23 protein-coding genes are annotated in these 24,711 nt (G+C 61.5%); 12 read left to right on the top strand and 11 right to left on the bottom strand.

The genetic code is table 11. From position 1 onward, the window contains the following. Nucleotides 1–73: 73 nt before the first annotated feature. Complete coding sequence (locus tag ACOVRJ_RS14025) at nucleotides 74–1,282, top strand: cation:proton antiporter (RefSeq protein ID WP_422044466.1); 1,209 nt, start codon at nucleotides 74–76, stop codon at nucleotides 1,280–1,282. Nucleotides 1,283–1,312: 30 nt separating this feature from the next. Here the strand turns inward: ACOVRJ_RS14025 and ACOVRJ_RS14020 are convergent, their stop codons facing one another. Continuing rightward, a complete protein-coding gene (locus ACOVRJ_RS14020) occupies nucleotides 1,313–2,764 on the bottom strand; it encodes an alpha-amylase family glycosyl hydrolase (RefSeq protein WP_422044465.1) in 1,452 nt (483 codons plus the stop codon). Between the two features lie 312 nt (nucleotides 2,765–3,076). On the opposite strand from ACOVRJ_RS14020, the gene ACOVRJ_RS14015 reads away from it, so the two are divergent. Continuing rightward, nucleotides 3,077–5,959, top strand: coding sequence for an alpha-1,6-glucosidase domain-containing protein (locus ACOVRJ_RS14015; RefSeq protein ID WP_422044464.1), 2,883 nt, complete (start codon nucleotides 3,077–3,079; stop codon nucleotides 5,957–5,959). A 180-nt stretch (nucleotides 5,960–6,139) separates the two neighbouring features. After that, entirely contained in the window at nucleotides 6,140–7,294 is a 1,155-nt protein-coding gene (locus ACOVRJ_RS14010) for a hypothetical protein (RefSeq protein ID WP_422044463.1), read from the top strand. Nucleotides 7,295–7,413: 119 nt separating this feature from the next. Here ACOVRJ_RS14010 and ACOVRJ_RS14005 read toward each other — a convergent pair whose 3' ends face one another. The 6 genes from ACOVRJ_RS14005 to ACOVRJ_RS13980 all read right to left on the bottom strand — a co-directional run bounded on the left by ACOVRJ_RS14005 (nucleotide 7,414) and on the right by ACOVRJ_RS13980 (nucleotide 13,854). Further along, nucleotides 7,414–7,749, bottom strand: a complete 336-nt coding sequence (locus ACOVRJ_RS14005; RefSeq protein WP_422044462.1) for a YkgJ family cysteine cluster protein — start codon at nucleotides 7,747–7,749, stop codon at nucleotides 7,414–7,416. Between the two features lie 10 nt (nucleotides 7,750–7,759). Then, nucleotides 7,760–9,226, bottom strand: coding sequence for a serine/threonine protein kinase (locus ACOVRJ_RS14000; RefSeq protein ID WP_422044461.1), 1,467 nt, complete (start codon nucleotides 9,224–9,226; stop codon nucleotides 7,760–7,762). Between the two features lie 64 nt (nucleotides 9,227–9,290). Continuing rightward, nucleotides 9,291–10,034, bottom strand: coding sequence for a metallophosphoesterase family protein (locus ACOVRJ_RS13995; protein WP_422044460.1), 744 nt, complete (start codon nucleotides 10,032–10,034; stop codon nucleotides 9,291–9,293). A gap of 54 nt (nucleotides 10,035–10,088) precedes the next feature. Then, a complete protein-coding gene (locus ACOVRJ_RS13990) occupies nucleotides 10,089–11,345 on the bottom strand; it encodes an esterase-like activity of phytase family protein (RefSeq protein ID WP_422044459.1) in 1,257 nt (418 codons plus the stop codon). A 332-nt stretch (nucleotides 11,346–11,677) separates the two neighbouring features. Beyond that, the gene (gene argF, locus ACOVRJ_RS13985) at nucleotides 11,678–12,640 is read right to left on the bottom strand and encodes an ornithine carbamoyltransferase (RefSeq protein WP_422044458.1); all 963 of its coding nucleotides are present in this window, start codon (nucleotides 12,638–12,640) and stop codon (nucleotides 11,678–11,680) included. Further along, a complete protein-coding gene (locus ACOVRJ_RS13980; RefSeq protein ID WP_422044457.1) occupies nucleotides 12,637–13,854 on the bottom strand; it encodes an aspartate aminotransferase family protein in 1,218 nt (405 codons plus the stop codon). Before ACOVRJ_RS13980 ends, argF begins: the two co-directional genes overlap by 4 nt. A 270-nt stretch (nucleotides 13,855–14,124) precedes the next feature. Here ACOVRJ_RS13980 and ACOVRJ_RS13975 point away from each other — a divergent pair, with 270 nt between their 5' ends. Beyond that, a complete protein-coding gene (locus tag ACOVRJ_RS13975; protein WP_422044456.1) occupies nucleotides 14,125–14,469 on the top strand; it encodes a DUF3579 domain-containing protein in 345 nt (114 codons plus the stop codon). Between the two features lie 8 nt (nucleotides 14,470–14,477). Here ACOVRJ_RS13975 and ACOVRJ_RS13970 read toward each other — a convergent pair whose 3' ends face one another. Next, a complete protein-coding gene (locus tag ACOVRJ_RS13970) occupies nucleotides 14,478–14,606 on the bottom strand; it encodes a hypothetical protein (protein WP_422044455.1) in 129 nt (42 codons plus the stop codon). Nucleotides 14,607–14,813: 207 nt separating this feature from the next. On the opposite strand from ACOVRJ_RS13970, the gene ACOVRJ_RS13965 reads away from it, so the two are divergent. Continuing rightward, nucleotides 14,814–15,839: a M14 family zinc carboxypeptidase gene (locus ACOVRJ_RS13965; protein WP_422044477.1), complete on the top strand. Its 1,026-nt coding sequence runs from the start codon at nucleotides 14,814–14,816 to the stop codon at nucleotides 15,837–15,839. Further along, nucleotides 15,836–16,672 carry an alpha/beta fold hydrolase gene (locus tag ACOVRJ_RS13960; RefSeq protein ID WP_422044454.1) on the top strand — a complete coding sequence of 279 codons (837 nt, stop codon included), beginning with the start codon at nucleotides 15,836–15,838 and terminating at the stop codon, nucleotides 16,670–16,672. Before ACOVRJ_RS13965 ends, ACOVRJ_RS13960 begins: the two co-directional genes overlap by 4 nt. Before the next feature lie 89 nt (nucleotides 16,673–16,761). Here ACOVRJ_RS13960 and rpsT read toward each other — a convergent pair whose 3' ends face one another. After that, nucleotides 16,762–17,055: a 30S ribosomal protein S20 gene (gene rpsT / locus ACOVRJ_RS13955; protein ID WP_422044453.1), complete on the bottom strand. Its 294-nt coding sequence runs from the start codon at nucleotides 17,053–17,055 to the stop codon at nucleotides 16,762–16,764. Between the two features lie 183 nt (nucleotides 17,056–17,238). Here rpsT and murJ point away from each other — a divergent pair, with 183 nt between their 5' ends. The 6 genes from murJ (at nucleotide 17,239) to folK (ending at nucleotide 23,339) form a co-directional block, all read left to right on the top strand. After that, nucleotides 17,239–18,801, top strand: coding sequence for a murein biosynthesis integral membrane protein MurJ (gene murJ / locus ACOVRJ_RS13950; protein WP_422044452.1), 1,563 nt, complete (start codon nucleotides 17,239–17,241; stop codon nucleotides 18,799–18,801). 28 nt (nucleotides 18,802–18,829) lie between these two features. Beyond that, a complete protein-coding gene (locus ACOVRJ_RS13945; RefSeq protein ID WP_422044451.1) occupies nucleotides 18,830–19,699 on the top strand; it encodes a SirB1 family protein in 870 nt (289 codons plus the stop codon). Between the two features lie 144 nt (nucleotides 19,700–19,843). Beyond that, complete coding sequence (gene hda / locus ACOVRJ_RS13940; RefSeq protein WP_422044450.1) at nucleotides 19,844–20,527, top strand: DnaA regulatory inactivator Hda; 684 nt, start codon at nucleotides 19,844–19,846, stop codon at nucleotides 20,525–20,527. Then, a complete protein-coding gene (locus ACOVRJ_RS13935) occupies nucleotides 20,524–21,192 on the top strand; it encodes an HAD family hydrolase (RefSeq protein ID WP_422044449.1) in 669 nt (222 codons plus the stop codon). Before hda ends, ACOVRJ_RS13935 begins: the two co-directional genes overlap by 4 nt. Beyond that, a complete protein-coding gene (gene pcnB, locus ACOVRJ_RS13930) occupies nucleotides 21,189–22,808 on the top strand; it encodes a polynucleotide adenylyltransferase PcnB (RefSeq protein ID WP_422044448.1) in 1,620 nt (539 codons plus the stop codon). The genes ACOVRJ_RS13935 and pcnB overlap by 4 nt, the downstream gene beginning before the upstream one ends. After that, entirely contained in the window at nucleotides 22,809–23,339 is a 531-nt protein-coding gene (gene folK, locus ACOVRJ_RS13925) for a 2-amino-4-hydroxy-6-hydroxymethyldihydropteridine diphosphokinase (protein ID WP_422044447.1), read from the top strand. 116 nt (nucleotides 23,340–23,455) lie between these two features. Here folK and ACOVRJ_RS13920 read toward each other — a convergent pair whose 3' ends face one another. Further along, entirely contained in the window at nucleotides 23,456–23,935 is a 480-nt protein-coding gene (locus ACOVRJ_RS13920) for an NINE protein (RefSeq protein WP_422044446.1), read from the bottom strand. Between the two features lie 8 nt (nucleotides 23,936–23,943). Further along, entirely contained in the window at nucleotides 23,944–24,495 is a 552-nt protein-coding gene (locus tag ACOVRJ_RS13915; protein ID WP_422044445.1) for a GNAT family N-acetyltransferase, read from the bottom strand. Between the last annotated feature and the right edge of the window lie 216 nt (nucleotides 24,496–24,711).

Genomic DNA, 24,711 nt, shown 5'->3' with positions numbered 1-24,711 from the left:
CGCAGTTTTGTAGCCAAGGGCGATGCCGGTGTTGGCCGGTGTCGCCCTTTTTCATTGTCGATCTGAGCCTGTGATGAACACGACCGAGATTTTCTTGATTGCCATGCTGATCATCCTCAGCGTGCCCTATCTCATTTGGCGGCTCGGTCGCACCGAGTATTTCGCGCCCTTGGTCGTGGTGCAGATCGTCACCGGCATCTTGCTCGGCCCCGGCGTGCTGGGGGCCATCTTCCCGGCCTACTACCAATTCGTTTTCAACCCGGCGGTGATTCAGTCCCTCAATGGCGTGGCCTGGTGGGCGGTGATGCTGTTCGTCTGGATCGCGGGCATTGAGCTGGACCTGAAGGCGGCCTGGCAGCACCGACGCGAGAGTGGTATCACGGCGGGCTTGGCGCTCGCTGCGCCGCTGCTCTTGGGTTGTGCTGCGGCCTTGGTGATGCTGAGTTCAGCCGTGGGGGCGGCTTGGGTCGGGCCTAAGGCCTTGGACTGGCAGTTTGTGCTGGGCGTGGGCATGGCCTGCTCGGTGACGGCGCTGCCGATCCTGATCCTGCTGATGGAGAAGCTCGACATCCTGCGGCGGCCCTTGGGTCAGCGGGTTTTGCGTTATGCCAGCGTGGATGACGTGGCCATTTGGGCCGTGTTGGCCCTGATCCTGATGGACTGGCATCGGGTGGGCCGCCAAGCAGCCTTTATGGCCAGCTTTGTCTTGATTGGCCTGGCGTTCCGTTGGTTGATGAAGCGCTTGCCTCAGAGTGACCGTTGGTTTGTCGGCCTGATCTGGCTGGCGGCCTGCGCCCTCGGGGCCGACTGGGCGGGCCTTCACTACATGGTGGGCGCCTTCTTGGCGGGCGCCATCATGGATGCCGATTGGTTCGATCAGAAGCAACTTGATGGTCTGCGCCACCATGTTTTGCTGGTCATCATGCCGGTGTTCTTCCTCAGCACCGGCTTGCGTACGCAGTGGAGTGTGGGTGGGGCGGCCGTGTTCATCGCCGCCGCCTGGCTGCTGTTGGCCTCGGTGGCCGGCAAACTGATCGGCGTGCATCTGGCGGGCCGAATTCTGGCTTGGCCCAGGGGGGAGGCGCGCTTGATTGGTTGGCTCTTGCAGACCAAGGCGCTGATCATGATCATCTTCGCCAACATCTTGCTGGACAAGCAGATCATCACCAGCGAGACCTTCACCGCCTTGCTCTTGATGGCGGTGGCCAGCACCATGCTGACCACGCCCATGGTCAAGCCCCTGTTGCAGAAAATGGCCGGTTTGAGGGACCGGCAGGCTTGAGTTGCTGCTCGCTTGCCATGTGGCGCCAGGCTATCGCTTCACCCGGAATACGCGTACCGATTGGGCGTCCACGCTCAGGCTGACCTGGCCAGCTGCATCCGTGCGCAAGGCCGCTTGCCCGCTTGGATAGCTGCCGAGCAAGCTGGCGCGACGGGGTAATTGATGCACGGTGACCGAACGGGCGCTGTCCCCGTAATTGATCACGATCAGATCGTGGGCCTGCGGGTTCAGGCGGCGTTGAAAGCTGAGCGTTTGGCCATCCACCTGTGGATGCTCGTAAGCGCCTGAGGCGATGGCCGGATGGCTGTTGCGGAGCTTCAGCATGGCTTTGTAGAAGTTCAAAATCGAAGCCGGATCGCGCTGCTGGGCCTGGGCATTGTGCGTGACGGCATTGGGCGAAACGGGCCGGAAGGCGCGGGCACCCGAGGTGAAGCCCGAGATCTGCGGGGTCCAGCTCATCGGTGCTCGCAAAGGCTCGTCGCCCGGCAAACCCTTGACGCCGGCCATGCCGATTTCTTCGCCGTAGTAGATGAAGGGCGTGCCCGGCAAGAGCAGATAGGTGGCGGCCGCCAGCTTGTAGCGCGCCTCATCGCCGGCCATCTGATCCCAGACTCGTTCGCCAGCGAAGATGTCATGGTTGGCCAGCATGGTGGCCATGCTGCGTGGGGCCGTCAAGAAATAGTTCGCCACTTGCTGAATGGCTGCGGGCTCACCCTTGGCGGCTTTGAGGATGTGCTGCTCCAGCCCGAAGGCAAAGGCGCTGCCGCAGACCTCGGGTGCGGCATAGGCTTTGGGTTCGGCGGTGGCCTCGCAGACTGTGTAGCGCTGTGGGTAGCGCTTGATCAGGTCTTGAAAGTCTTTCGTCAGGCGGCGGCTTTCGGCTTGGTCATTCCAGTTCACCGCGTCGTTCTCGATCAGGTGTGGCACCGCGTCGAGCCGGAAGCCATCGAGCCCGCGATTCAGCCAGAAGCGCAGGCTGCTGCGGTGGTAATCCACCACCGCAGGGTTGCGCAGATTGAAGTCCGGCATGTGGGGTCCGAACGTGCCGAAGTAATGGCTGGAGTCGCCCGCTTGGGCCGGATACCAAGGGTTCTTGCCCCAGATGTCCCAGCCGACGGGGGCCGGGTCTTGCCAGACGAACCAGTCGCGAAAGGGGCTGCTTTCGCTGTGCAAGGCCGCTTGGAAAAAGGGATGCTGCGCGGCGCTGTGGTTGAGGATGTAGTCGATGATGACGCCGATGCCGCGTCGGTGCGCTTGGCGAATCAATTCATCAAAGTCGTCCAGGCTGCCGTACTGGGGTTCCAGCGCGCGAAAGTCGGTGGTGGCATAACCATGATCCCGGTCGGCGCTCGCCGTGATGGGCATCAGCCAGATGCCCCGAATGCCCAAATCCTGCAGATAGTCCAGTCTTTGAATCAGGCCGCGCAGATCGCCGATGCCATCGCCATCGCTGTCCTGGTAGCCGCGCACAAAGATTTCCATGAACGCGCCGTTCTGCCAGTGGGCGGGAAGGGGGCTGCGCAAAGCTGTTCTGGCTTCGATGTGATTCAGTTCGGGCGCTGAAGTGTCCTTCGCATGGGCGGCCCCGTTCAGGCCGCAGGAGAGGCTCAACAACAGGCTGCCGAGGCAAGTGGCGTGATGCTTGAAAAACTCTGACATAACGTGTAGCAAAATTACCTTGCACTTTGTGTTTTGTTTCTAAGATTAGGTGAATCGTGGGGCTTATGGAATACCTGTGAACCATTGTGGTGTAGTTTTGCTACTATCTTTGCCTTGATTGAAGGGGGCAAGATGGTGCGGTTCGAGCAAAATCAAGAGGTCTTGACGGCGGCGGCAAGAGGGCGGTGGCAGGGTGTGCTGTGGCCACTGCTAGGCCTGGCCTGCTTGCCTGCCATGCAGGCTCGGGCCGCAGCCGTTGATGCGCCTTGGTCAGCGACTTCAGCCTATGCCTACACGTTGGAAGATTGCAATCGCCCCGAGCCGCAACGGCTTTTGCAGGCGGCGGCGATGCCGAGCACGCAAGCGCGTGCCTACTGGTTGAATGCCCGCTGGATTCAATGGCCCGGCGTGGCTGCTGCGGATGCCGTCGATCTGCACTACAAGCTCTACTTTTCAAGCCAGGGCAAGCTGCAGGCGCGCCCAGGGCAGGCCGTGCAGGGCGCTGATGCGCATATGAGCTTGCTCCCCTTCGATCAGACCTTGCCGGCCGAGGTGCAGTCGCGCTTCAAGTTCATTGGCGAAGGCCCCCGGCTGCAACTGCCTCAAGAGCTGGGCCGGGAAATTGCACATTGGCTTCGGGGTCAGGTCTTGCTGGTTCAGGAAGACGGAGCTGGGCGCGTCCTGGCCAGCACCGCGGTGCAAGCCCCCGGCGCTTTGGATGATTTGTACGCGGCAGCGCAGCAGCATGAGGAACTGGGGGTGACGCTCAGCCCAGCCCCTGGCACCCAGCGCCGGGCTGTACCCGGCGCGACCCGCTTCAAGCTTTGGGCGCCGACAGCCCAGTCGCTTGCGCTGTGCCGCTACCCGAGCGGTCACAGTCCTGCTGCTGTGGCGCCTCAGCCGCTGAGCAGAGATGATCTCAGTGGCGTTTGGCAGTTAGAGCTTGCGACCTCTTTGAGGGGCCAGTACTACAGCTATCTGGTCGATGTGTGGGTGTCGGGTGTCGGCCTGGTTCGCAACCGGGTGACCGATCCCTATTCGGTCAGCCTGACCACCGACTCGAAGCGCAGCTATGTGGCGGATCTCAGCGATGCTGCCTTGAAGCCCGCGGGCTGGGACCAGACGCGGCGCCCGCAGCGGGTCAAGGCGCAGACCGATATGGTCATTTACGAGCTGCATGTGCGCGATTTCTCCATCAACGACGAATCGGTCAGTGCGGCCCGCCGCGGCAAGTATCTGGCCTTTACCGAGCGGCAATCTCGCGGCATGCGGCATCTGCGGGCTTTGTCTGCGGCGGGGCTGACCGATGTCCATCTGCTGCCCATTTTTGATCTGGCCTCGGTGCCCGAATCCGGCTGTGTGACACCGGTGGTGCCCCCGGCGGCGGCCGACAGTGAGGTTCAGCAAGCGGCCGTGATGGCGGTGGCGGCCCAGGACTGCTTCAACTGGGGCTATGACCCCTTTCATTTCAATGCGCCGGAAGGCAGTTACGCCAGCGATGCCAGTGACGGCGCGCGTCGCATTCTGGAGTTGCGCCAGATGGTGCAGGCGCTGCACAGGGAAGGGCTGCGGGTCGGCATGGACGTGGTCTACAACCACACGGCCGCGGCCGGGCAGCATCCGCAATCGGTGTTGGATCGCATCGTGCCGGGCTATTACCAGCGCCTGGATGCTCAAGGGGCAGTAGAGCGTTCGACTTGCTGCGACAACACCGCCACCGAGCATCTGATGATGGCCAAGCTGATGATCGATTCGGCGGCCTTGTGGGCGCGGGAATACCGCATTGACTCCTTCCGCTTCGACCTGATGGGGCATCAGCCGCGCACGGTGATGGAGACGCTGCAGACAAGGGTCAATGCCGCGGCGGGGCAGCCGGTGCAGTTGATTGGCGAGGGCTGGAACTTTGGCGAGGTGGCCAACGGTGCCCGTTTTGTGCAGGCCTCGCAGCTGTCGCTGAACGGCTCGGGGATCGGCACCTTCAGTGACCGTGGGCGGGATGCGGCGCGCGGCGGCAGTGCAGGGGACAGCGGTGATGCAAGCATTCGGAACCAGGGCTGGCTGAATGGCTTGGTGTATGCGCCCAATGCTTTGGCGCCGCAAAGGCCGCTATCTGACTTGATGCAGGCTGCAGACCTGATTCGCGTCGGGCTGGCCGGCTCGCTGCGGGACTACACCCTGCAGACTTGGCGTGGCGAGCAGCGCCGCTTGGCGGAGATCGCCTATGGCGATCAGCCGGCAGGCTATGTCTCTCAGCCCGGTGAGGTGGTCAATTATGTGGAGAACCATGACAACCAGACCCTGTTCGATGTCCATGCACTCAAGCTGCCGCGTGAGACCTCGCGCGAGGATAGGGCGCGGGTGCAGGCGCTGGGAGCTGCATTGACCGCCTTCAGCCAGGGCGTGGCTTACTTTCACGCCGGGCAAGACCTGCTGCGCTCCAAGTCCCTGGACCGCAACAGCTACGACTCGGGCGACTGGTTCAATCGTCTGGATTGGTCCTATCAAGACAACTTCTTTGGCAGTGGTCTGCCGCCCAAGCCGGACAACGGTGCCTTCTACGCGCGACTGCGTGAGCCCTTGAGCGATGCGTCCATCAAGCCGGGACCGGCCGAGTTGAGCTGGAGCCGAGATGCTTTCCGCGACCTCTTGAAGATTCGGGCCAGTTCCACTTTGTTTCGCCTGCGTAGTGCTGAAGAGGTGATGCAGCGCTTGCGTTTCTTGAATACCGGCCCAACGCAGAATCCCCGCTTGGTGGCGGGCTTGTTGGAGGGGCAGGGCATGGCTGGCGCCGGCTTCGCGCGGCTGCTTTATCTCATCAATGTTTCCCCCCAGGCGGAGTGGCTGAGTTTGCCGCGCGATTTGCCGGCCGGCTGGGTTTTGCATCCGGTGCACCGGGCTGCAGGAGCCGCGGACAAACGCCCGCTTCGTGATGTGCGCTGGGCGGCGGATGGGTTGGCCTTGAGCGTGCCGGCGCGAACCGCCATGGTGCTGGTGCAGCCGATGCCCAAGCAGCCCTGAAGCGAGGGCCCAGCGCTGCATGTGATGAGCGGCGGGAAAAGGGTGTCGATCGGCATATGGCGGCGGCGGCGACTCAGCAGTAGGATCGAGACAACTCCCGCACTCGACACCATTGCTGGAAGGCCGGGGCTGGAGTGACATCCACTGCCAGGAGTTGCCATGAGAGCTGGGTGCACATCCTTGACCAGTTTGTTGCTGAGTCTTCTCTTGGCTGCTTGTGCTGCGGGTCCGAGCCCGCTTGTCAGCGCCCCCGTGCAACTGTTCCGCGATGAGCTCTTCAAGCCGCCGACGGAACCGATCGATCCGTCCCGCATCTTTGCGCTCAGTCCGGCGATGGAGGAGTATCTGGAATTCGACATCGCACGGCATTCGCGCAACAAAGGGGCGCGCCAAGGCTTGCTGGATGCGCTCTACAACAAGAGCTTGTTGCAACTGGAGTACGACGACAGCGTGACCCGAGACGCCGCGCAGGCTTTCGCCGAGCGCCGTGGCAACTGCTTGTCGCTGGTCATCATGACCGGGGCTTTTGCCAAGCGCATGGGGGTGCCCGTGCGTTATCAAAGCGTCTATGTGGATGAGGTTTGGAGCCGCAGCTCCGACCTGTATCTCCTGTCCGGCCATGTGAACTTGGGACTGGGGCGGCGCATGGCGGAGGGGCAGGGTGCCACGCTGGGCAATGAAATGATGACGGTGGACTTCTTGCCCCCCGAGCGCGGCAAGAGGCAGTTCTCCCGCGAGATCAGTGAGCAGGCCGTCATGGCCTTGTTCCTGAACAACCGCGCTGCCGAGAGCCTGAAGTTGGGGCAGGTGGATGAGGCCTATTGGTGGGCCCGCGAAGCGATCCAGGTGGACCCCAAGCAACTGGCTGCTTACAACACCCTGGCGGTGATCTACCGCCGCAAAGGCCACTCCGATCTCGGCGAGCCGGCGCTGCGCCACGTCTTGTGGGAAGAGCCCGCCAACACGCAGGCGATGTCAAACCTGGTGCTGTTGATGGGTGATTTGGGGCGCACCCAAGAGGCGCAGGTCGTCGCCAAGCGCCTGGCGGAGTTGCAGCCTTTTCCACCCTTCAAGTACTTCAATCTGGGTGTTGAGGCGATGAAGTCGGGCGACTTCGCCCTGGCCAAGCAGCTGTTTGCCAAGGAGATCGAGCGTTCGGCCTATTTTCATGAGTTCCATTTCTGGTCGGCCTTGGCCAATGTCGGACTCGGCGATTGGGCCGCAGCCCGCCAGCAGATGAGCTTGGCCAAGGACAACAGCACCACGGTGCAAGACCGAGAACGTTACAGCGCAAAGCTGGATTTGCTCAAACTGAAACGCTCGCCTTACCCGTGATTGGCTGGGCCATCGCTGGCTCTTGGCTCTTGGGCTTTGGGTCCTGGATTTGGCCTTGCTAGCCCCATAGGCGCGTCGATTCCTCGGGCCAAGCGTGGGCCCAGCCTGCCGCACTTTCTTTAGCTCAGAGGCACCAAGCCGTGTCGAGCGCGGGCGCGCGTGCATGCCTCGTCGCCAATGCCCATGGGCGCGCGCAAGCCAAATTCGCGGCAGGGCGCCGGGCGCCATTCGTAGATGCCGCAAGCGGCCTTGACGCCGACCTGGCCGGTTAGCGCAGCGCAGCGAGGCTGGGCATGGTCGGTGCCGCGCATGCGGGCCAGACTGTCGTTCAAGTCGACGGTCAGGCCATCCGGCACACAGCCGCCTTGGCTCAGTAGTTCTTGGCGTGCGAAATCGACACGAAAGCTGGCGCAACAGGCGCCACAGCGCACACAAGGGTTGTCAGAGTCGCTCATCGATCGGCCTTTATTGGGTTCGGCTGGCTTCACGCACCACGGTGACGCTGCAGCTCGACTGGGTCACCACCTGGGCGGAGACGCTGCCCAAGTAGCGACGCAAGGTCGACGCGCCGCGCGCGCCCATGACGATGTGGTCGGCGCCGTTCTTGCCGGCGAACTCGATGATGGCGGCGGCCGCGTCGGGGGCCTCCAGCACATGAAAGGTCAGGCGTCCGTCTTCCAGGTTCAGCGCGCGGCTGATCGGGCGGGCCCAGTGGCGCAGCGCGATCAATTGCTTGACGTGCACACTTTTCCCTTCTTTATCGGTCAACTCATCCATGCCGATGCGGTTGGTCTTCATCACGCTGACGCAAGCCAAGCGTGCGCCCGGCTCGGTCTGGACGATGCGGCGCACGGTATCGCGCAACTGTTCCAGTAGGGCGGGGGTGGCGTGCTGGATGTCGACCGCTGCCATGATGATGGGGCTGCGCGCGACCTGCTCGGTGGCTGTCGCCTGCAGGGTCGGCTCGGCGCCGAGGGCGAAGAACCAGCGCTTGAGTGTCTTCAAGCTGCCACTGGTGTTGACCTTTCTGGCCCGCGCGGTCAGTGTGACCCCCTCGGGTTGCTGCAGATCCAGGGCCAGTTGGGCAGCGCTTTGATAGCGGCGCTCCGGCTTGACCTCCAGGCAATGCAGCACGATCTCTTGAAACCATGGTGGCAACTCGGCATCGATCGCAAGCGGCGGCACCGGCTCGACATACAGTCGTCGACGCAGGCCGCGCACCGATGAGGGCTGACCGAAAGGACGCTCGCCGGTGGACAGGTGATAGAGCATCACGCCCAGCGCAAACAAATCGCTGCGTGGATCATTGCGCACAAACTGCACCTGCTCGGGCGACATATAGGGCCCGGTGCCCATCGGCAGCGAGAACTCTTCCTCCAGCAGGTCGGGCAGATGGTCGTGCCGCGACAAGCCAAAGTCCACCAGCACCGCTGTGCCGTCGGGGCGGAACATGATGTTGCTGGGCTTGATGTCGAGGTGCACCACATGCTGACGGTGCAAATCCTGCAGGGCGGTGGCGACCTTGATGCCGATGTCGATGACCTCGTCCAACGGCAGGGGCGCCTCGTCGAGGCGTGGGCGCAAGGACTGTCCCTCAATCCGCTCCATCACGATATAGGCTTGGCGTGTCCAGTCACCGCGAGCCACGAACTTGGGAACATGCGGGCCTTTGAGGGCCGGCATCAGCATCTGTTCGACCTCGAAGCCAACAATGGTGGCGGGGTCTTCACCACCCTTGATGCGCGGCACTTTCATGATCAAAGGGAATGCCTCGTCCGGCCGAGGTTCGATCCGAGTGATACCCCATAGATTGGCCATGCCGCCTTGGTGCAGACGCTCCTCCAGTCGAAAACCGTCCAGCTCCAAGCCGGGCTCCAACGCGGCGGGAGGAGGCAACAACGTGCTGAGGGGGCCGGCATCCGATTGAGGCATGGGTAGATTCCTGGTCAGGGGGCGAAACAGGCGCAGCAGGGGGCAAGACCTGGCACCGTTGATCCTACTCGCCCTGTAGCAGTCGCAGCGCCAAGCGCTCAGGCAAGCCCGCTGCCCGAATGCTCGCGGCGGCGGCTTCGACGTCATAAGGCACGCGTTGAAAGCTCAGCTCGGCGCTGATGCTGTCAAACAGGGCGTAGCAGGCGGCTGGGTTGCCGTCACGCGGCTGCCCGCAGGAGCCCGGGATCACCAGCCATTGCCGGTTGGGCAAGAGCGGGATCGTCACATCGGCAGCCGGAGTGAACTCGCCTGCCTTGCCGGTACCCGAGAGGTGGTACAGCATCGGCTCATGCATATGGCCGCAAAAAGTAAAGCGGGCCTGCGTGGCATGCAAGCTCCGCATGGCCTCGATGCGGCCTTGGATGTAGTCCCAGCCGGCTGGATCGTAGGCATTGGCATGTACGAACAGACGATCTTCGCGGCTCACGGTCAGCGGCAACTCGGAGAGAAAAGCCAGCTGCCGGCTGTCCAGCCGCGCGTGGGTCCATTCGACGGCCTTGCGAGCCTCCTCGCGCATGTTGGGCGCCGTGCCCTGAGTCACAGCGACATCATGGTTGCCGCGCACCGCGACAGCGCCAGCGGCGACCAACTCCATGACCTTGTTCAGCACCCAGCCGGGGTCCCCTCCGTAGCCGACAAAGTCGCCCAGCAAAGCGTAGTCGGTGGCGCCGTTGGCCTGTGCATGCTCAAGCACGGCCGAAAAGGCCTGAGCGTTGGCGTGAAGATCGGTGATGAGGGCAATTTTCATGGCACGCGGAGCATGCCATGTTTGCCTGACGTCGGGCTGATGCCGATCTCGGGCCTAGCCTGCGCGCATGCCTTGCTGGCGGGCCACCAAGCTCAGCAGGCCGAGGCCGGCCAGCAGCAGGGCGTAGCTTTCGGGTTCCGGGACCGGCGCTTGGATCGACAGTGCAACGAATTGCGTGAATTGCGTGGCGCCGAAGTTGTTGTCCGACACCAGGATCAAGGTCTGCTTGCCGTCGATGACGGGGCCCAAGGTGATGCCCTCGATATTGTCCAGGGCCAGGGCGGAGCCGTCGTCGTTCTTCAAGGACGACAGGTCCAGCAGCAGTTCTTTGCTCATGGCGGTGAAGGTTTCGCCCTTCAGGGAGTCCAGGCCGGACACATCCGTCGCCTGGCGTGCATCGACGTAGTACAGGCGAATGGTGTTGCCTGTGGGATTGCCGCTTGGGGACGTACCGGGCGTGACCGCTCCCGCACTGAATGAGCGTTCGATGGCGATGAATTGGCGATCATCCAGCGCCAGCAATTCGGTCAGACCGTTGGTGGCAAATCCGCCAGCGGGTGTCGGGGGCAGGGCCACGGCATCGACTTGATAGACGTACTCGGCGCCCGCCTTGCCCGTGCTCAGATCGAAAGACAGCAACCGTGCGTTGCTGCCCTTGCCCACAGTCGCGGGCAGATCGTCTTGGCTCAGCGCGTTCTCGGTGGCGGTCCACAAGGTCTTGCCATCCTTGGACAGGGTCAGGCTTTCAAAAGCCAGATTGTTGTAGATGCCGCGGTCGCCAGCGTTCAAGCCGCTGTTCGAGCCGCTGGGCTTGAAACGCTCCGGGATGCTGAATGCCCCGGCGTAGCTGCCGTCCAGATTCATGCTGCGCACGGTGGGGTCTTGGAAACCGGCCGCGGCCCGTTGGCCCTCATTGCTCCAGTAGATGCGATTGCGTGCCGCATCCAAGCGCAGGCTCTCGGGGTCGACCTGGTTGGCGGCAAAAGGCTTGCCGTCGATGTTGACAATCGTGGTCACCGCATTGAAGCTGACGCCGGCGCTGTTGGCTGTGGCGCTGCGCTGGAACTTGGAGATGTCCAGGCTCAGTTCGTAAAAGCGCGCCGGGTTGATGGAACTGCGGTCGTCGCTGATGGCCAGATAGCGGCCCGTGGCGGCGTTGTAGTCGATGCCTGAGAGGCCGCCGACGGTGGTGCCGGCATAACTGCGACCGGATTCAACAATCTGTTGGCCGATGTAGCTGAGCGAAAGCGCTTCGGCCTGAACGGCACCGATGCTGAGGAGTGCTGCGCTGAAGGCAAGAAGTTTCTTCATGGCGTGAGGTCCGAGAAGCAAACTCAAGCCCGGACTGGGCTTGATACGGCACTCAGCCTAACGGCGCAAAGTGACAGACTGCGTTTGCGCTTTTTCGAGGCCCTGATCCGGTTGGATCAGGGTGCGCGCCGAATCGCATCCGGCCCTGCCGGGCCGGGCGCGCCTCGGCTTTCAGCCGATGCGGCCGAGCAGAAGGTACTCCATGAGTGCCTTCTGCACGTGCATTCTGTTTTGGTGCGCACCCGCCGCTTGCGCGGCTTCACTTGGCTGCGTGCCAAGTGAGTGCGCCCCGAATCGCATGCGGCCCTGTCGGGCTGGGCGCGCCTCGGCTTTCAGCCGATGCGGCCTAGCAAAAGGTACTCCATGAGTGCCTTTTGCACATGCATGCGATTCTCAGCCTCATCCCAGACGACGGATTGGGGGCCGTCGATGACGTCGGCGGTGACCTCTTCGCCGCGATGAGCGGGCAGGCAGTGCATGAAAAGAGCGTCGGGCTTGGCCACGCCCATCATCTCGGCATCGACGCACCAGTCGGCAAAGGCTGTGCGGCGCTTGTCGTTCTCGGCCTCAAAGCCCATGCTGGTCCAGACATCGGTGGTGACCAGATCGGCATTGCGGCAGGCATCGAGCGGGTTCTTGAAGACCTTGTAGCAATCGCTGTTCTGGATGCCGGCCACCTGCGCGTCCACCTCGTAGCCGCTGGGCGTGCTGACATGGACGGTGAAGCCCAGGATCTCTGCCGCTTGCAGCCAAGTGTTGGCCATATTGTTGCCGTCCCCCACCCAGGCGACGACCCGACCCTTGAGGCAGTCAACATCGACGATGCCGCGCTGGTTCATGCCGCGCGCTTCGATGAAGGTGAACAAATCGGCCAGGATCTGGCAGGGGTGGTACTCATTGGTCAAACCGTTGATGACCGGCACCCGTGAATGGGCGGCAAAGCGCTCGATCTTGGTCTGCTCAAAGGTGCGAATCATCACCAAGTCAACCATGCGGCTGATCACGCGGGCGCTGTCTTCGATCGGCTCGGCCCGGCCGAGTTGGCTGTCTCCGGTGGTCAGATGCACCACCGAGCCGCCCATCTGGTACATGCCGGCTTCGAAGCTGACGCGGGTGCGGGTACTGGCCTTCTCGAAGATCATGGCCATGGACCGGTCGGCCAGCGGTTGGTAGCGCTCGTAGTTCTTGAAGCGGCGCTTGATGATGGCGGCGCGTTCGAACAGATAGGCGTACTCCTCGGCGCGGAAGTCCTTGAACTGAAGGTAGTGGCGCATCAGGGCCTTGCCGGGCTTCATGGTGTGGGCTCCGACAAAAAGGTCTTGATCAGCGGCACGAGGAGGGCGGCAATCTGGGCCGCTTCGTCGCTGTTCAAAATCAGCGCCGGCACCAGACGAACGACCTTGTCGGCCGTCACGCTGATCATCAGGCCGGCTTCGGCCGCACGGCCCAGCAGGACGCCACAGGGTCGATCCAACTCGATGCCCAGCATCAAGCCTTGGCCGCGCACTTCCTTGACGCCCGCCACGCCGGCCAAGCCCGCTTGCAAGGCGGCTTTCAACTCGGCGCCTACTTTCTCGGCATTGGCCAAAAGGCCGTCTTCGCTCATGATCTTGAGCGTTTCAACCCCGGCACGCATGGCCAGCGGGTTGCCGCCAAATGTGGTGCCATGGTTGCCTGGTTGCATGACCTTGGCCGCGCGCGGCCCGCAGACCACCGCGCCAATCGGCACGCCCGAGCCCAGGCCCTTGGCCAGGGGCATCACATCGGGTTGAATGCCGGCCCATTGATGGGCGAACCACTTGCCGGTGCGGCCGATGCCGCATTGCACCTCGTCCAGCATCAGGAGGATGTCGTGCTCATCGCAGACCTGGCGCAGCGCTTGCAAGAACTCGATACGCGCCGGGTTGACGCCGCCTTCGCCCTGGATGGTCTCCAGGAACACGGCGGTGATCTGGGGGTGGGCCGCCAAAGCTGCACGCACGGCCTCGATATTGTTCAAGGGGACGCGGACAAAACCAGCAACCAGCGGCCCAAAGCCGGCATGAATCTTTGGGTTGGCCGTGGCCGAAAGGGTGGCGATGGAGCGGCCATGGAAGGCCCCCTCGAACACCATCACCTCAGGTTTGTGATTGCCGCGGTCATGGCCGAACTTGCGGGCAATCTTCAACGCGGCTTCATTGGCCTCCAGGCCGCTGTTGCAGAAAAATGCAACATCCAGGCCGGACAACTCGCAGAGCTTGGCTGCGAGTTCCTCCTGCAAGGGCACATGGTAGTAGTTGCTGGTGTGAATCAGCTTTGCCACTTGTTCCTGCAGAGCCGGCACCAGCCTCGGATGAGCGTGGCCGAGGGTGTTGACCGCGATGCCACCGAGTCCGTCCAGGTATCGTCGGCCCTTGACGTCCCAGACCCAGCACCCTTGGCCGTGCGACAGCGCAATCGGCAGGCGGCCATAGGTTTGCATCACATGCGGTTCGGACGGCAATTCAGACGAGACTGCGGGGGCGTTCATCAACTCTCCATATCAAGCGGGGGTGTCAAAAACCAAGACGCCGGCCCCATGAGTTGGGGTTTGGGCGTCGCGGCATTCTACGGGGCGACCATTGGTAAGCATCTGACAAGGGGCTGACACGTGCGAATGTTCTTCCTTGCGTTCGGACCGGTGCTGCGGCGCAGCACAAGCAAGGCACAATACGGCTTGTCCAAAACCTTGTTCATGCCTTCAATCGGGTCGCTCAGACCGTGCGTTGAAGGTGCAGGAACGTGAGTCATTTCCCTCAGCATGAGTCAGCCTCCAGCCAAACCGCGTGAAGTCTTCATCCAAGGGGTGACGTTGGCGGGTCGTACTTTTCGACCCAGCGATTGGGCCGAGCGTTTGGCCGGGGCCATGTCTTGCTTTCGTCCCGGCGGCGTGCGCGGGGGCATTGGCGCCCATATCGGTTACTCGCCTTTGTGCGTGCCGCGGGTCATCAATGGCGTCAAGTGCGTCATCGTGAATGAAGAGTTGAAGAAGCTCGAGCCCATGGCCTGGGACTTTGTGATGAACTTTGCCCGAGACAACGAGCTCCAAGTGGCGGAAGCATGTCTGCTGCCCGAGCCCTCGTCGAACAGCAAGCCTTCCGCCTGAGGCTGGGTTCAGTTGCGGGGCTTGCGCGCGCGCAGCAGTGCCACCCATTCGATCAGCCCCAACAGCATGGCCCGACTCAAGGCCAAGCGTGAGCGTAGGGTGGGTTTGAACTGTTGAATGACGGTCTCGGATGGCATCGGGCAAACCTGCGCTGTTGATGCAGCAAAGAAGCGCGTGTCAGGCACTGTCCTTATTGAAGGAGCGAGCTTAGTTGCCGCGCGTGACGTTTTCGTGTCAGTGCATCGAGGTGAAAAGTACTGCGCGCTCATGCTTGGCCAGCAGCTATGCTCCGCGCCGTGCGCCCGGGGTCGGATTGCGCAAAACTGGGAGCGACGGTGGATCAAATGCCGGCCTTGGTCGAGTACTCGGTGCTAGAGCGCTTGTTGGAGCAGGGTAGCCCTTTTTTGCAACGGCAGCATCTGTGCGATGTTCCTGTTGGAGTGGGCAGTCTGCCGGTCCATGCCTATGTGATGGGGAATCCGGATCCTGGCGTTCCCGCAGTCGGCTTCTTTGGGGGGGTGCATGGCTTGGAGCGCATCGGCGCAGAGTTGGTGACCGCCTTTTTGGCCAGCTTGGTGTCGCGCCTGAGATGGGATAGCAGCTTGCACCAGATGTTGGAGACCTTGCGCTGGGTGTTCGTGCCTATGGTCAATCCGGGTGGCTTGTGGCTTGGAACACGCGCCAATCCCCGGGGTGTGGATTTAATGCGCAATGCGCCTGTTGATGCGGGGTCTGCGGCGCCACCTCTGCTGGGAGGGCAAAGACTAAGCCCCAAATTGCCCTGGTATCGCGGCCCAGCCAATGCGCCGATGGAACTGGAAAGTCAGGCCGTGGTCGACTTTGTCGAGCGCGAGATGCTGACTCACGGTTGCTCAATCGCGGTGGACTGCCATTCGGGCTTTGGCTTGGCGGATCGGATCTGGTTTCCCTATGCACATACTGCCAAGCCGATTCCCCATCTGGCCGAGATGCATGCCTTGTGCCAGATCTTGGATCAGACTCATGCTCAGCATCGCTATGTGTTTGAGCCGCAGAGCCGCCAATACTTGACCCACGGCGACCTGTGGGATCATTTGTATCGTTTGGCTTGCGATCGTGGCAGCAGTTTGCTGTTGCCACTCACTTTAGAGATGGGGTCTTGGATTTGGGTGAAGAAAAATCCGCGGCAGCTTTTTTCGCGCAGAGGCATGTTCAATCCCTTGATCGAGCATCGACAGCAGCGTGTGTTGCGCCGCCATATGGCGTGGTTGGACTTCGTGATGCGAGCGGCCGCGGGCATGCCGCGCTGGCTGCCGACTCGGACTCAGCGGGCCTGGCATGAGGAGCGAGCCTTGAATCGTTGGTACAGACAGGGAGTGCTGGCGGCATGAAGGCGCCGGCTTCGTCTTCGGTCGTGGCCCCTACGCCTGCCACCTGGGTGCTGCTGCGCGGCCTGGCGCGCGAAAGCGGGCATTGGGGTGAGTTTCCGGCGCTCCTTGGTCAGCAACTCGAGGCCGAGCAGGCGGGGGTGCGGCTCCTGATGCTGGATCTGCCGGGCAATGGTTTGCTGCATGCAGAAACCAGCCCGACTTGCGTCTCGGATATGGTGGAGTCATGCCGCGCGCGCCTGGTGCAAATCGGCGTCAGCGGTCCGGTGCATCTATTGGCCATGTCTTTGGGTGCCATGGTGGCCAGCGATTGGGCGGCGCGCTATCCGCAAGAGGTCAGTGCTGCTGTCTTGATCAACACAAGCCTGCGTCCCTTCAGCCCGTTCTATCGGCGCTTGCGGCCGCTCAATTATCTGAAGTTTCTGGTCTTGAGTTTGTCGAATCTGAGCTTGCGTCAGCGCGAGGCCAAGGTACTTCGCATGACGGCCAATTTGCAGACAAAGCCAGCAGAAGTCTTGGACCATTGGGTGGCTTTGCAGGCCAAACATCCGGTGAGCCTTCGCAATACGGCGCGGCAATTGCGGGCCGCTGCTCGCTTCAAAGTTGGCTTGCGCCGGCCTGATGCGCCTGTATTGCTGTTGTGTAGCAAGGCGGATCGACTGGTGGATTGGCGTTGCTCGCAGGCGATCAGCCGAGCTTGGGGCGCGCCTCTGCGTCTACACCCGGAAGCGGGGCATGACCTGCCTTTGGATGATCCGGCCTGGGTGGCTCGTGCCGTCGCAGAGTGGTTGCATCTGCGTCATATGCAGGGCTTGGCTCAAGGGCAATGGCATTGAGCTCTTCTTGAAAGTGCGGTGTGTGTTGCGGAGCGGAAATGAAAAAGCCCGCTGAACAGCGGGCTTTATCTTTGCACCAGAACTGGTATTTAGGCGGCCAGCGCCTTGATTTTTGCCGACAGGCGGCTCTTGTGGCGAGCGGCCTTGTTCTTGTGGAAGATGCCCTTGTCAGCGACCGAGTCGATGACAGCTTGAGCAGTCTTGAACAAATCAGCTGCCTTGGCCTTGTCGCCAGTCAGGACAGCTTTTTGCACGTTCTTGATGACCGTACGGAATTTGGAGCGCAAAGCCGTGTTGGCTGCGTTCAGTTTGATGTCCTGGCGAGCGCGCTTGAGGCCCGATGCCGAACGGACGGTCTTCTTAACTTTTGAAGAGGATGCCATGCTGTGATTCTACCCAGTTGGTGCAAAGACCGCGAGTATAGCACTCAAATCAAGGTGATTCAATTGATATGTGCGGCTCGAATGCATTTCTGTAATGCGCTGCCATCATAATGCGCCCCCTGCGCTTTGAACAATTGGCGCCCACGTCCGCTTTGTCGCGCTGAAACCAGTCGGCCTTTATTCATGAATCTGCTTCGTGCCGCATCCCTCATTTCGATACTGACTTTGGCGTCCCGCATCACGGGCTTGATGCGCGAACAGATGCAAGCAGCCATGTTCGGTGCTGGCGCGATGTCGGATGCCTTCTTGGTCGCGTTTCGTATTCCGAACATGCTGCGCCGGCTGTTTGCTGAGGGGGCTTTCTCTCAAGCGTTTGTGCCGGTGCTGGCCGCAACCTACGCCAAGGAAGGTGAGCAGGCCACCCATCGCTTGATTGATGCCGTGGCCACGGTTTTGCTTTGGGCCTTGGTCGTCACCTGCGTGATTGGCGTGGTGGGCGCGCCTGTTTTGGTCTGGTTGCTGGGTTCTGGCATGCCGGACGAGGGGCAGCAGGCGTCCGTGGTGATGACGCGCTGGATGTTCCCCTACATCGGCTGCATGTCGATGGTGGCGCTGTCCGCAGGCATTTTGAACACCTGGAAGCGCTTCTTGATCCCCGCTGCGACGCCGGTCTTGTTGAATATGTCGGTGCTGGCGGCGGGGTGGTGGTTGACGCCGTATATGGAGCGCTGGGGTTATCCGGGCATTTATGCCATGGCCCTGGGCGTGATGCTGGGGGGCTTGTTGCAACTGGCCATACAGATCCCCGTGTTGCGGCGCATTGGCGTGCGCCCGCGCTTGGCGTTCACGCCGGGCGGTGTGCGGGCCTCCGCTGAGCATCCCGGTGTGGGGAATGTGCTCAAGCAGATGGGGCCGGCCCTCTTGGGTGTGGGTGTGGCGCAGCTGTCCTTGTTGATCAACACGCAGATTTCCAGCCACATCGCCGTCGGGGCGACCTCGTGGTTGAACTACGCCGATCGCTTGATGGAGTTTCCGATGGCCTTGCTTGGGGTGGCTCTCGCTGCGGTATTGACGCCGCAACTGTCGGCGGCTCAAGCAAAGGGAGACGAGGCCCAGTATTCGGACATGCTGGACTGGGGTTTGCGCATGGTGCTCTTGTTTGGCCTGCCTTGTGCTGCTGCCTTGTTGCTGTTTGCGGAGCCCTTGGTTGCGGTGCTCTATCACCGCAAGGCCTTTTTGCCTGCCGATGTGGTGGAGACTGCGCGCGCAGTGATGGGGTGGGGCGTCGGCTTGTTGGGCTTGCTGGCGGTCAAGGTGTTGGCGCCCGGGTTTTATGCGCGGCAGGAGACTCGTACGCCCGTGCGAATTGCCATTGCGGTCTTGGCCTTGACCCAGGTTTTGAATGTGTTCTTTGTGCCTCTTGTGGGGGTGGCTGGTTTGGCCTTGTCCATTGGGGTGGGGGCGCTTGTGAATGCCTTTTGGCTGATGCGCGGACTGCGCAAACTGGGTAGCTACAAGCCGGCGCCGGGTTGGGTTCGATTCAGCATCAAGGTGGTGATTGCCAGTGCTGCCTTGGGCGCTTTGCTGCAGCAGCTGTCTTGGCGCGTTGATTGGATCGCTTTGGCCGCGACAGAGGGCCAGAGGGCTTTGCTCATGGCGGCCAGTTTGGGGGCTGCCGCCTTGCTGTACTTCTCCTTGCTGGCCCTGATGGGCTTGCGCTTGCGGCAGTTCATTCGCCGCGTTTAAGTCTTTACAGCCCGCCTAAACTCAGGTCATGAGCCTTTCTTTGCGATGGCAAGCGCCGACACCGCTAGAGTATTTTTCAAGCTTGGTCGCGGAAGATGCCGGCCTGAGTCTGCTTGAGGCGGCGGTTTCGATTGCGCAGGATGACTACCCGGCCCTGGATGTGCAGTCGGTCTTGGCTGAGGTCGATGCTCTGGCGCAGCGTCTACGCAAGCGACTGCCGGCCGACGCTTCGGCGCGCCACAAGCTGCAAACCCTGTTGCACTTTTTCTATCAAGAATTGGGTTTTGCCGGCAATCTGAACAATTACTACGACCGGGACAACAGCTTGGTGCACCGCGTCTTGGAGACCCGGCGCGGCATTCCGATCACCTTGGCCGTGATTTTCTTGGAACTGGCGACGCATCTCGGTTTGCGGGCTCAGGGTGTTGCTTTCCCAGGGCATTTTCTGGTCAAGCTGAGCATGGGCAATGGCGAGTTGATCCTGGATCCCTTTACCGGCGATTCTTTGTCGCGCTCACGCTTGGATGAGTTTTTGCAGAGCTTTCGTAGCAATAGCGGGTTTCAGGGTGATTTGGATCTGCCGGTGGACTTGTTTTTGCAAACCGCCAAGCCGCGCGAGGTGTTGGCTCGCATCTTGCGGAATCTGAAGGAGATCCACCGTGCGGCATCCGATGATGCGCGTCTTCTTGCGGTTCAACAGCGGTTGGTGGTGCTCTTGCCTGAGGATGCCAAGGAGCGGCGCGATCGAGGATTGATGTTGGAGTCGCTGGCGCATTGGAGTGCGGCGGCCGATGACTTGGCTTTCTATCTTGAGCAAACGCCGGGTGCGCCGGATGCCGAGATGCTGCGCAGTCGATTGAGTCAATTGCGCCAGCGCGGCGCGCCGCCGCTGCATTGAGGGGGCGGTCTTGCTGCCCACTAGAATCGCGCCCGCTGATTTGAATAAGCCCGCTGTGTGGATTTTGGGTATTTGTAGGGGAGGCGAGCGCGTCAAGGCCGGGGTTTTGCTTGCGTGCCTTCCTGGATCTGGGATGTTTGGGTTTTGAAACAAATACCGCTTGCGATTGGTCCCGAGCCAATCTTCACTTTTGAAAACTTCTTGCCCGGGGCCAATAGCGCGGCCTTGGCTCATGTGCAAGCGCTCAAGCCGGGCAACGTCGGCGAGGCGCCTGTGTTTCTTTGGGGTCCGCCGGGCTCGGGCAAGACGCATGTGCTGCGTGCTTTGGCCCAGCGTTGGCAAGATGGTGGTGCCCAAGTTGGATGGTATGACGCCGAGACCGCATTGCCCTGGGAGTTGCCCAGTCAACCCAGTTTGCTGATTCTCGATGACTGTGAGCGCTTCGATGCGGGTCAGCAGCATGCAGCCTTTGCCCTGTTTGTCGAGGCGGCTACGGATGGCTTGGCCGTGGTTGCAACCGGCAGTGCTCCACCCACTGATTTGCAATTGCGCGAAGACCTCCGGACCCGTTTGGGTTGGGGGCCGACCTTTGCCCTGCAACCGCTGTCCGAGCTGGAAACGCGCGCCGCGCTGCGGCGAGAGGCTGACCGGCGTGGCATCTTGCTGGGTGATGAGGTGATGGACTATTTGTTGACCCGTTTCGCTCGCGATCTCAAGCACTTGATGCGCTTGCTCGATCGCTTGGATGAATTCGCGCTAGCCGCCAAACGAGCGGTAACGGTGCCCCTGCTGCGCCAGATGTTGGCCGATGAAGGACTTGTTGGATGAATTTGACTCTGTTTGATCTCGACGGCACGCTGATCCCCAGCGATTCTGACCATGCGTTTGGTGCTTTTATGGTCGATATCGGCTGGGCTGATGGCGAGCAATGGCGGCGGCGCAATGATGAGTTTTATGCACAGTATCAAGCGGGGCGGCTCGATCTTGACGAGTACATCAACTTCGCTACGGCGGTGTGGCGTCGTCGGCCCTTGGCTGAGGCGCATGCGGCGCGTGAACGCTTTATGCAAGAAGTGATGACGCCGATGTTGCAAGACAAGGCGCGAGCCTTGGTACGCCAGCACCAGGAGGCCGGAGATTTGGTGGCCATCGTCACAGCCACCAACGAATTCGTGACCGAGCCGATTGCTCGTGCGTTTGGGGTAGAGCACCTGATTGCGGTTGAGTTGGCGCGTGATGGGGCAGGGGGTTACACCGGCGCGGTGCAAGGCGTGCCGTCGTATCAGGCGGGCAAGATCAGTCGGGTGCAGGATTGGCTGGCGGACTTGGGGCGACAATGGCAGGATTTCGAGCGCGTCACCTTCTACAGTGATTCGGTCAATGATTTGCCACTTCTGGACTTGGTCAGCCACCCGGTGGCGACCAATCCGACCCCAGCTTTGGCGGACATTGCGTCCGCGCGCGGCTGGCCCATTCTGAATCTGTTCGCATGATCAAAAAATTCATAGACAAGCTGCTGGGCAAGCCCTCGCTGGCCAAAGTGGCCAAGGCGGTCAAAGTCGCCAGCGCGGGCAAGAGTCCTCTGGGCAAGCGAGTTGAAGTGCAGCTTGCCGAGCATGGCATCGACCCGAGTTTGCTGGATGAGCGAGCCGTGCGAGTGGTGCAGACCCTCACCGATGCTGGGTTTGAGGCCTATATCGTCGGTGGTGCGGTGCGCGACTTGTTGTTGGGCATGCGTCCCAAGGATTTTGATGTGGCGACCAATGCCACGCCGGAGCAGGTCAAGGGTTTGTTTCGGCGCGCTTTCATCATTGGCCGGCGCTTTCGCATCGTTCATGTGGTGTACGGGCGTGGCCGCGAGCACGAGGTCATCGAGGTCTCGACCTTTCGTGCCCTTTTGGTCAACGAAGGTGCCGAGCAGGTAGCGGGCAACGAGAAGACCTCCAAGTCGGAGTTGGCCGGCAAGTCCCATGTGGTGGATGCCGCCGGCCGGGTCTTGCGCGATAACGTTTGGGGGCCACAGATCGAAGATGCGGCGCGCCGTGACTTCACGGTCAACGCCCTGTATTACGACCCTCAGCGCCAGTTGGTGGTGGACTACCACGGCGGGCTGGCTGACGCCAAGAAACGCGTCTTGCGCATGATTGGCGACCCCGAGGTGCGCTACCGCGAAGACCCTGTTCGCATCGTGCGGGCGGTTCGGTTTGCGGCCAAGCTCGGCTTTGAGCTCGAGCCCAAGACTCGGGCCCCCATCAAGAGCATGGCTGAGTTGTTGGCGAACGTGCCGGCATCGCGCTTGTTTGATGAAATGATCAAGCTCTTGCAAACTGGGCATTCGCTGGCCAGCCTGGACGAGTTGCGCAAGCAGGGCCTGATCCCTGGAGTGTTCCCCATTCTGGATGCGATGCTTGACGAGAGCGGTCAGCTGGCGGAGGGCGTGCGCGGTAAGTTTGTACGACAAGCGTTCGAGGATACCGATCTGCGCGTTTCCGAGGGGCGCGGTGTATCGCCGAGCTTCATGCTGGCCTGCATGTTGTGGTTTGAGGTCCTGGAGCGCTGGACGCGTAATCGCGAGGCGGGTGAGCCTGCAATTCCGGCTCTGCAACTGGCCATCGACACCGTGTTTGATGCTCGCATTGGCGACATCTCGGGGCGTGGCAAGTTGGCGACCGATATGCGCGAGATCTGGATGATGCAGCCGCGATTCGAGCGGCGCACCGGCAGTGGCGTCTACACCTTGGTGGATCAGCCGCGCTACAGGGCCGGTTTCGATTTTCTGCGTCTGCGGGCCGACGCGGGTGAGATTGACCCGGCGCTGGCTGATTGGTGGGAAGACTTTGCGCTCGGCAGCGATGATGAGCGCGAGGCCTTGCTGGATGAAGCTCGCGCGGCCGAAAAACAACAGCGCCGCACCGGGGGCAAGGTCCATCAATTGCCTCGCAAATCGAGTGCGGCATCTGCGCTCAAGTCCGATGATGCTGAAGACTCTGAAGTCGAGGCATCGAGTGAAGCGGAGCCCAAAGGCGAGGGCTCGCCAGCCAAGAAGCGCCGTCGTCGCCGCAAGCCGTCGGGCGCGAAGCCCGTGGCTGCGAGCGATAGCGTCAGCTGAATGGACCCAGGTCTCGGCGCCGGCTCGGGTGAGGCTCCGGTGCTGGCATACATTGGTCTTGGTGCCAACCTGGGGGACTTGGCGCTCACGCTAAGGCAAGCCCTGCGCAGCATGGCGGCTCTGCCTCAATGTCGCTTGGTGGCGGTCTCGGGGGCTTATCGCAGCGCACCCATTGAGGCGGGCGGGCCCGATTATCTGAATGCGGTTGCCTTGCTCCATACCACGCTGCCCGCGGTGGCCTTGTTGCAAGCCTTGCAATTGATCGAACTTCAACATGGACGCGAGCGCCCCTATGTCAACGCGCCCCGCACTCTGGATCTGGATCTGTTGTTGTACGGGCAGGAAACGATCGACTCGGCCCATTTGACGGTGCCGCATCCAAGGCTTTGCGAGCGCGCTTTTGTCTTGCATCCCTTGTTGGAGCTTGCCGAGGATCTGCGTGCCCCGGGCTTTGGGGCTTTGGCCGCATTTCTGCCGGCGGTGGCTGGGCAGATCATCGAGCGCCTGCCGCTGTCTTTGAGCGATGCTTAGGCTAGGGGGGGGGTAGAGGCCCCGGATTTGCCATGACTGGTAAATATGATCGTCTGACGGCCTCCCGCTGAAGCCCTTGGCGCCGCTTGAACAGAGAGAGTCTTTGGCCCCCGACGCTACTTCTTGTCGGGGCTGGCAGGCCTCTCTGGGTTTGGTGTTTCGGCCGGGGCCGGGCTTTCGATCTGGCTTTCAAAATAGCGTTGTGCGCTGAAGGCGATGGTGGACATCAAGCAGATGCCGCCAATCATCACGCAGGCCACGATCGCGATGATGACCGCCCAACCGCTGGGTCGGATGGTTTGACCGGGGTTGTGCTTGGCGTTCCAGTCTGCGTCTGAGTTGAGGCCATAGACGATGCCGGTGATGGTCGCGTTGACCAGCATCAGCCCAAGAATCGGCATCAAGACCCAGGCGAGTCGGTCATCTTGCCCAATCAGGTCCATGCGTTGGACGCCATAGAGCCCCAGGAGCGTCGGCCAGGGGTGCATCCAAGCCCATTTGTCACCCAGGCCATAGAGGTAGAAACGATGCAGGCCCAGGCTGCCCAGCAGCAATGCCAGCCAAGTGGCGATGGTTTTTGATTTGTAGCTAGTCATGCCTTGACTCATTCCGGTTGGCTTTGATCGCCTGGGCCCAAGGTGCGCTGCATCATCACAACATCCAGCCAGCGGCCGAACTTCCAACCGGCGCTGTGCAGGGTCCCCGAGGCCTGAAATCCCAGTGCCTGGTGCAGGCCGATGGACCCTTTGTTCTCGGAGTCTCCGATCACAGCCAGCATCTGACGTGCGCCCGCTTGTTCGCAACGAGCGATCAACTCGGCCAGCAACAAGCGACCTAAGCCCTTGCCTTGTTGGTCGGCATGCAGATAGATGGAATCCTCGACACAAAAGCGATAGGCCAGACGAGGGCGGAAGTAGTTGGCATAGGCGTAGCCCGCCACCTTTCCTTCGACTTCTGCGACCAGCCAAGGTAGTTGTCGACTCAGAACCTCGGCGCGACGCTTGGCCATTTCTTCGATGGCAGGTGCTTCGGTCTCGAAGGTCCCGGTTCCGTGCACAACTGCATGGGCATAAATCGCCTGAATGGCGGGTAAATCAGCTTCGCGACTCGGTCGAATCAGCACTTGGGCTGGAAATATGGATTTTTCTGTGTTCATGTCTGTGCCGAGTTGAATGTCCGAGTTTATAATGCTGGGTTTTGGACCTGGTCGAATAGTCATAAATTCTGCAGAAATTGCGGGTGAGGGGCGATTCGGCGTATCTACAGGTCCAACCACGGCGGCTGCGGTTTGAGTGCTTGTTTGTGCATTGCTTTGGGCTTTGCGCGCGGGCTTTGGGCTGAGGCGCTACCCCGATCTATTCGCCCTGAGTGT

This window comes from Roseateles sp. (assembly GCF_049240545.1).
GTDB lineage: Bacteria > Pseudomonadota > Gammaproteobacteria > Burkholderiales > Burkholderiaceae_C > Paucibacter_A.
Note: the sequence above shows the minus strand (reverse complement) of the source record. Positions and strands in the feature narration are given on the sequence as shown.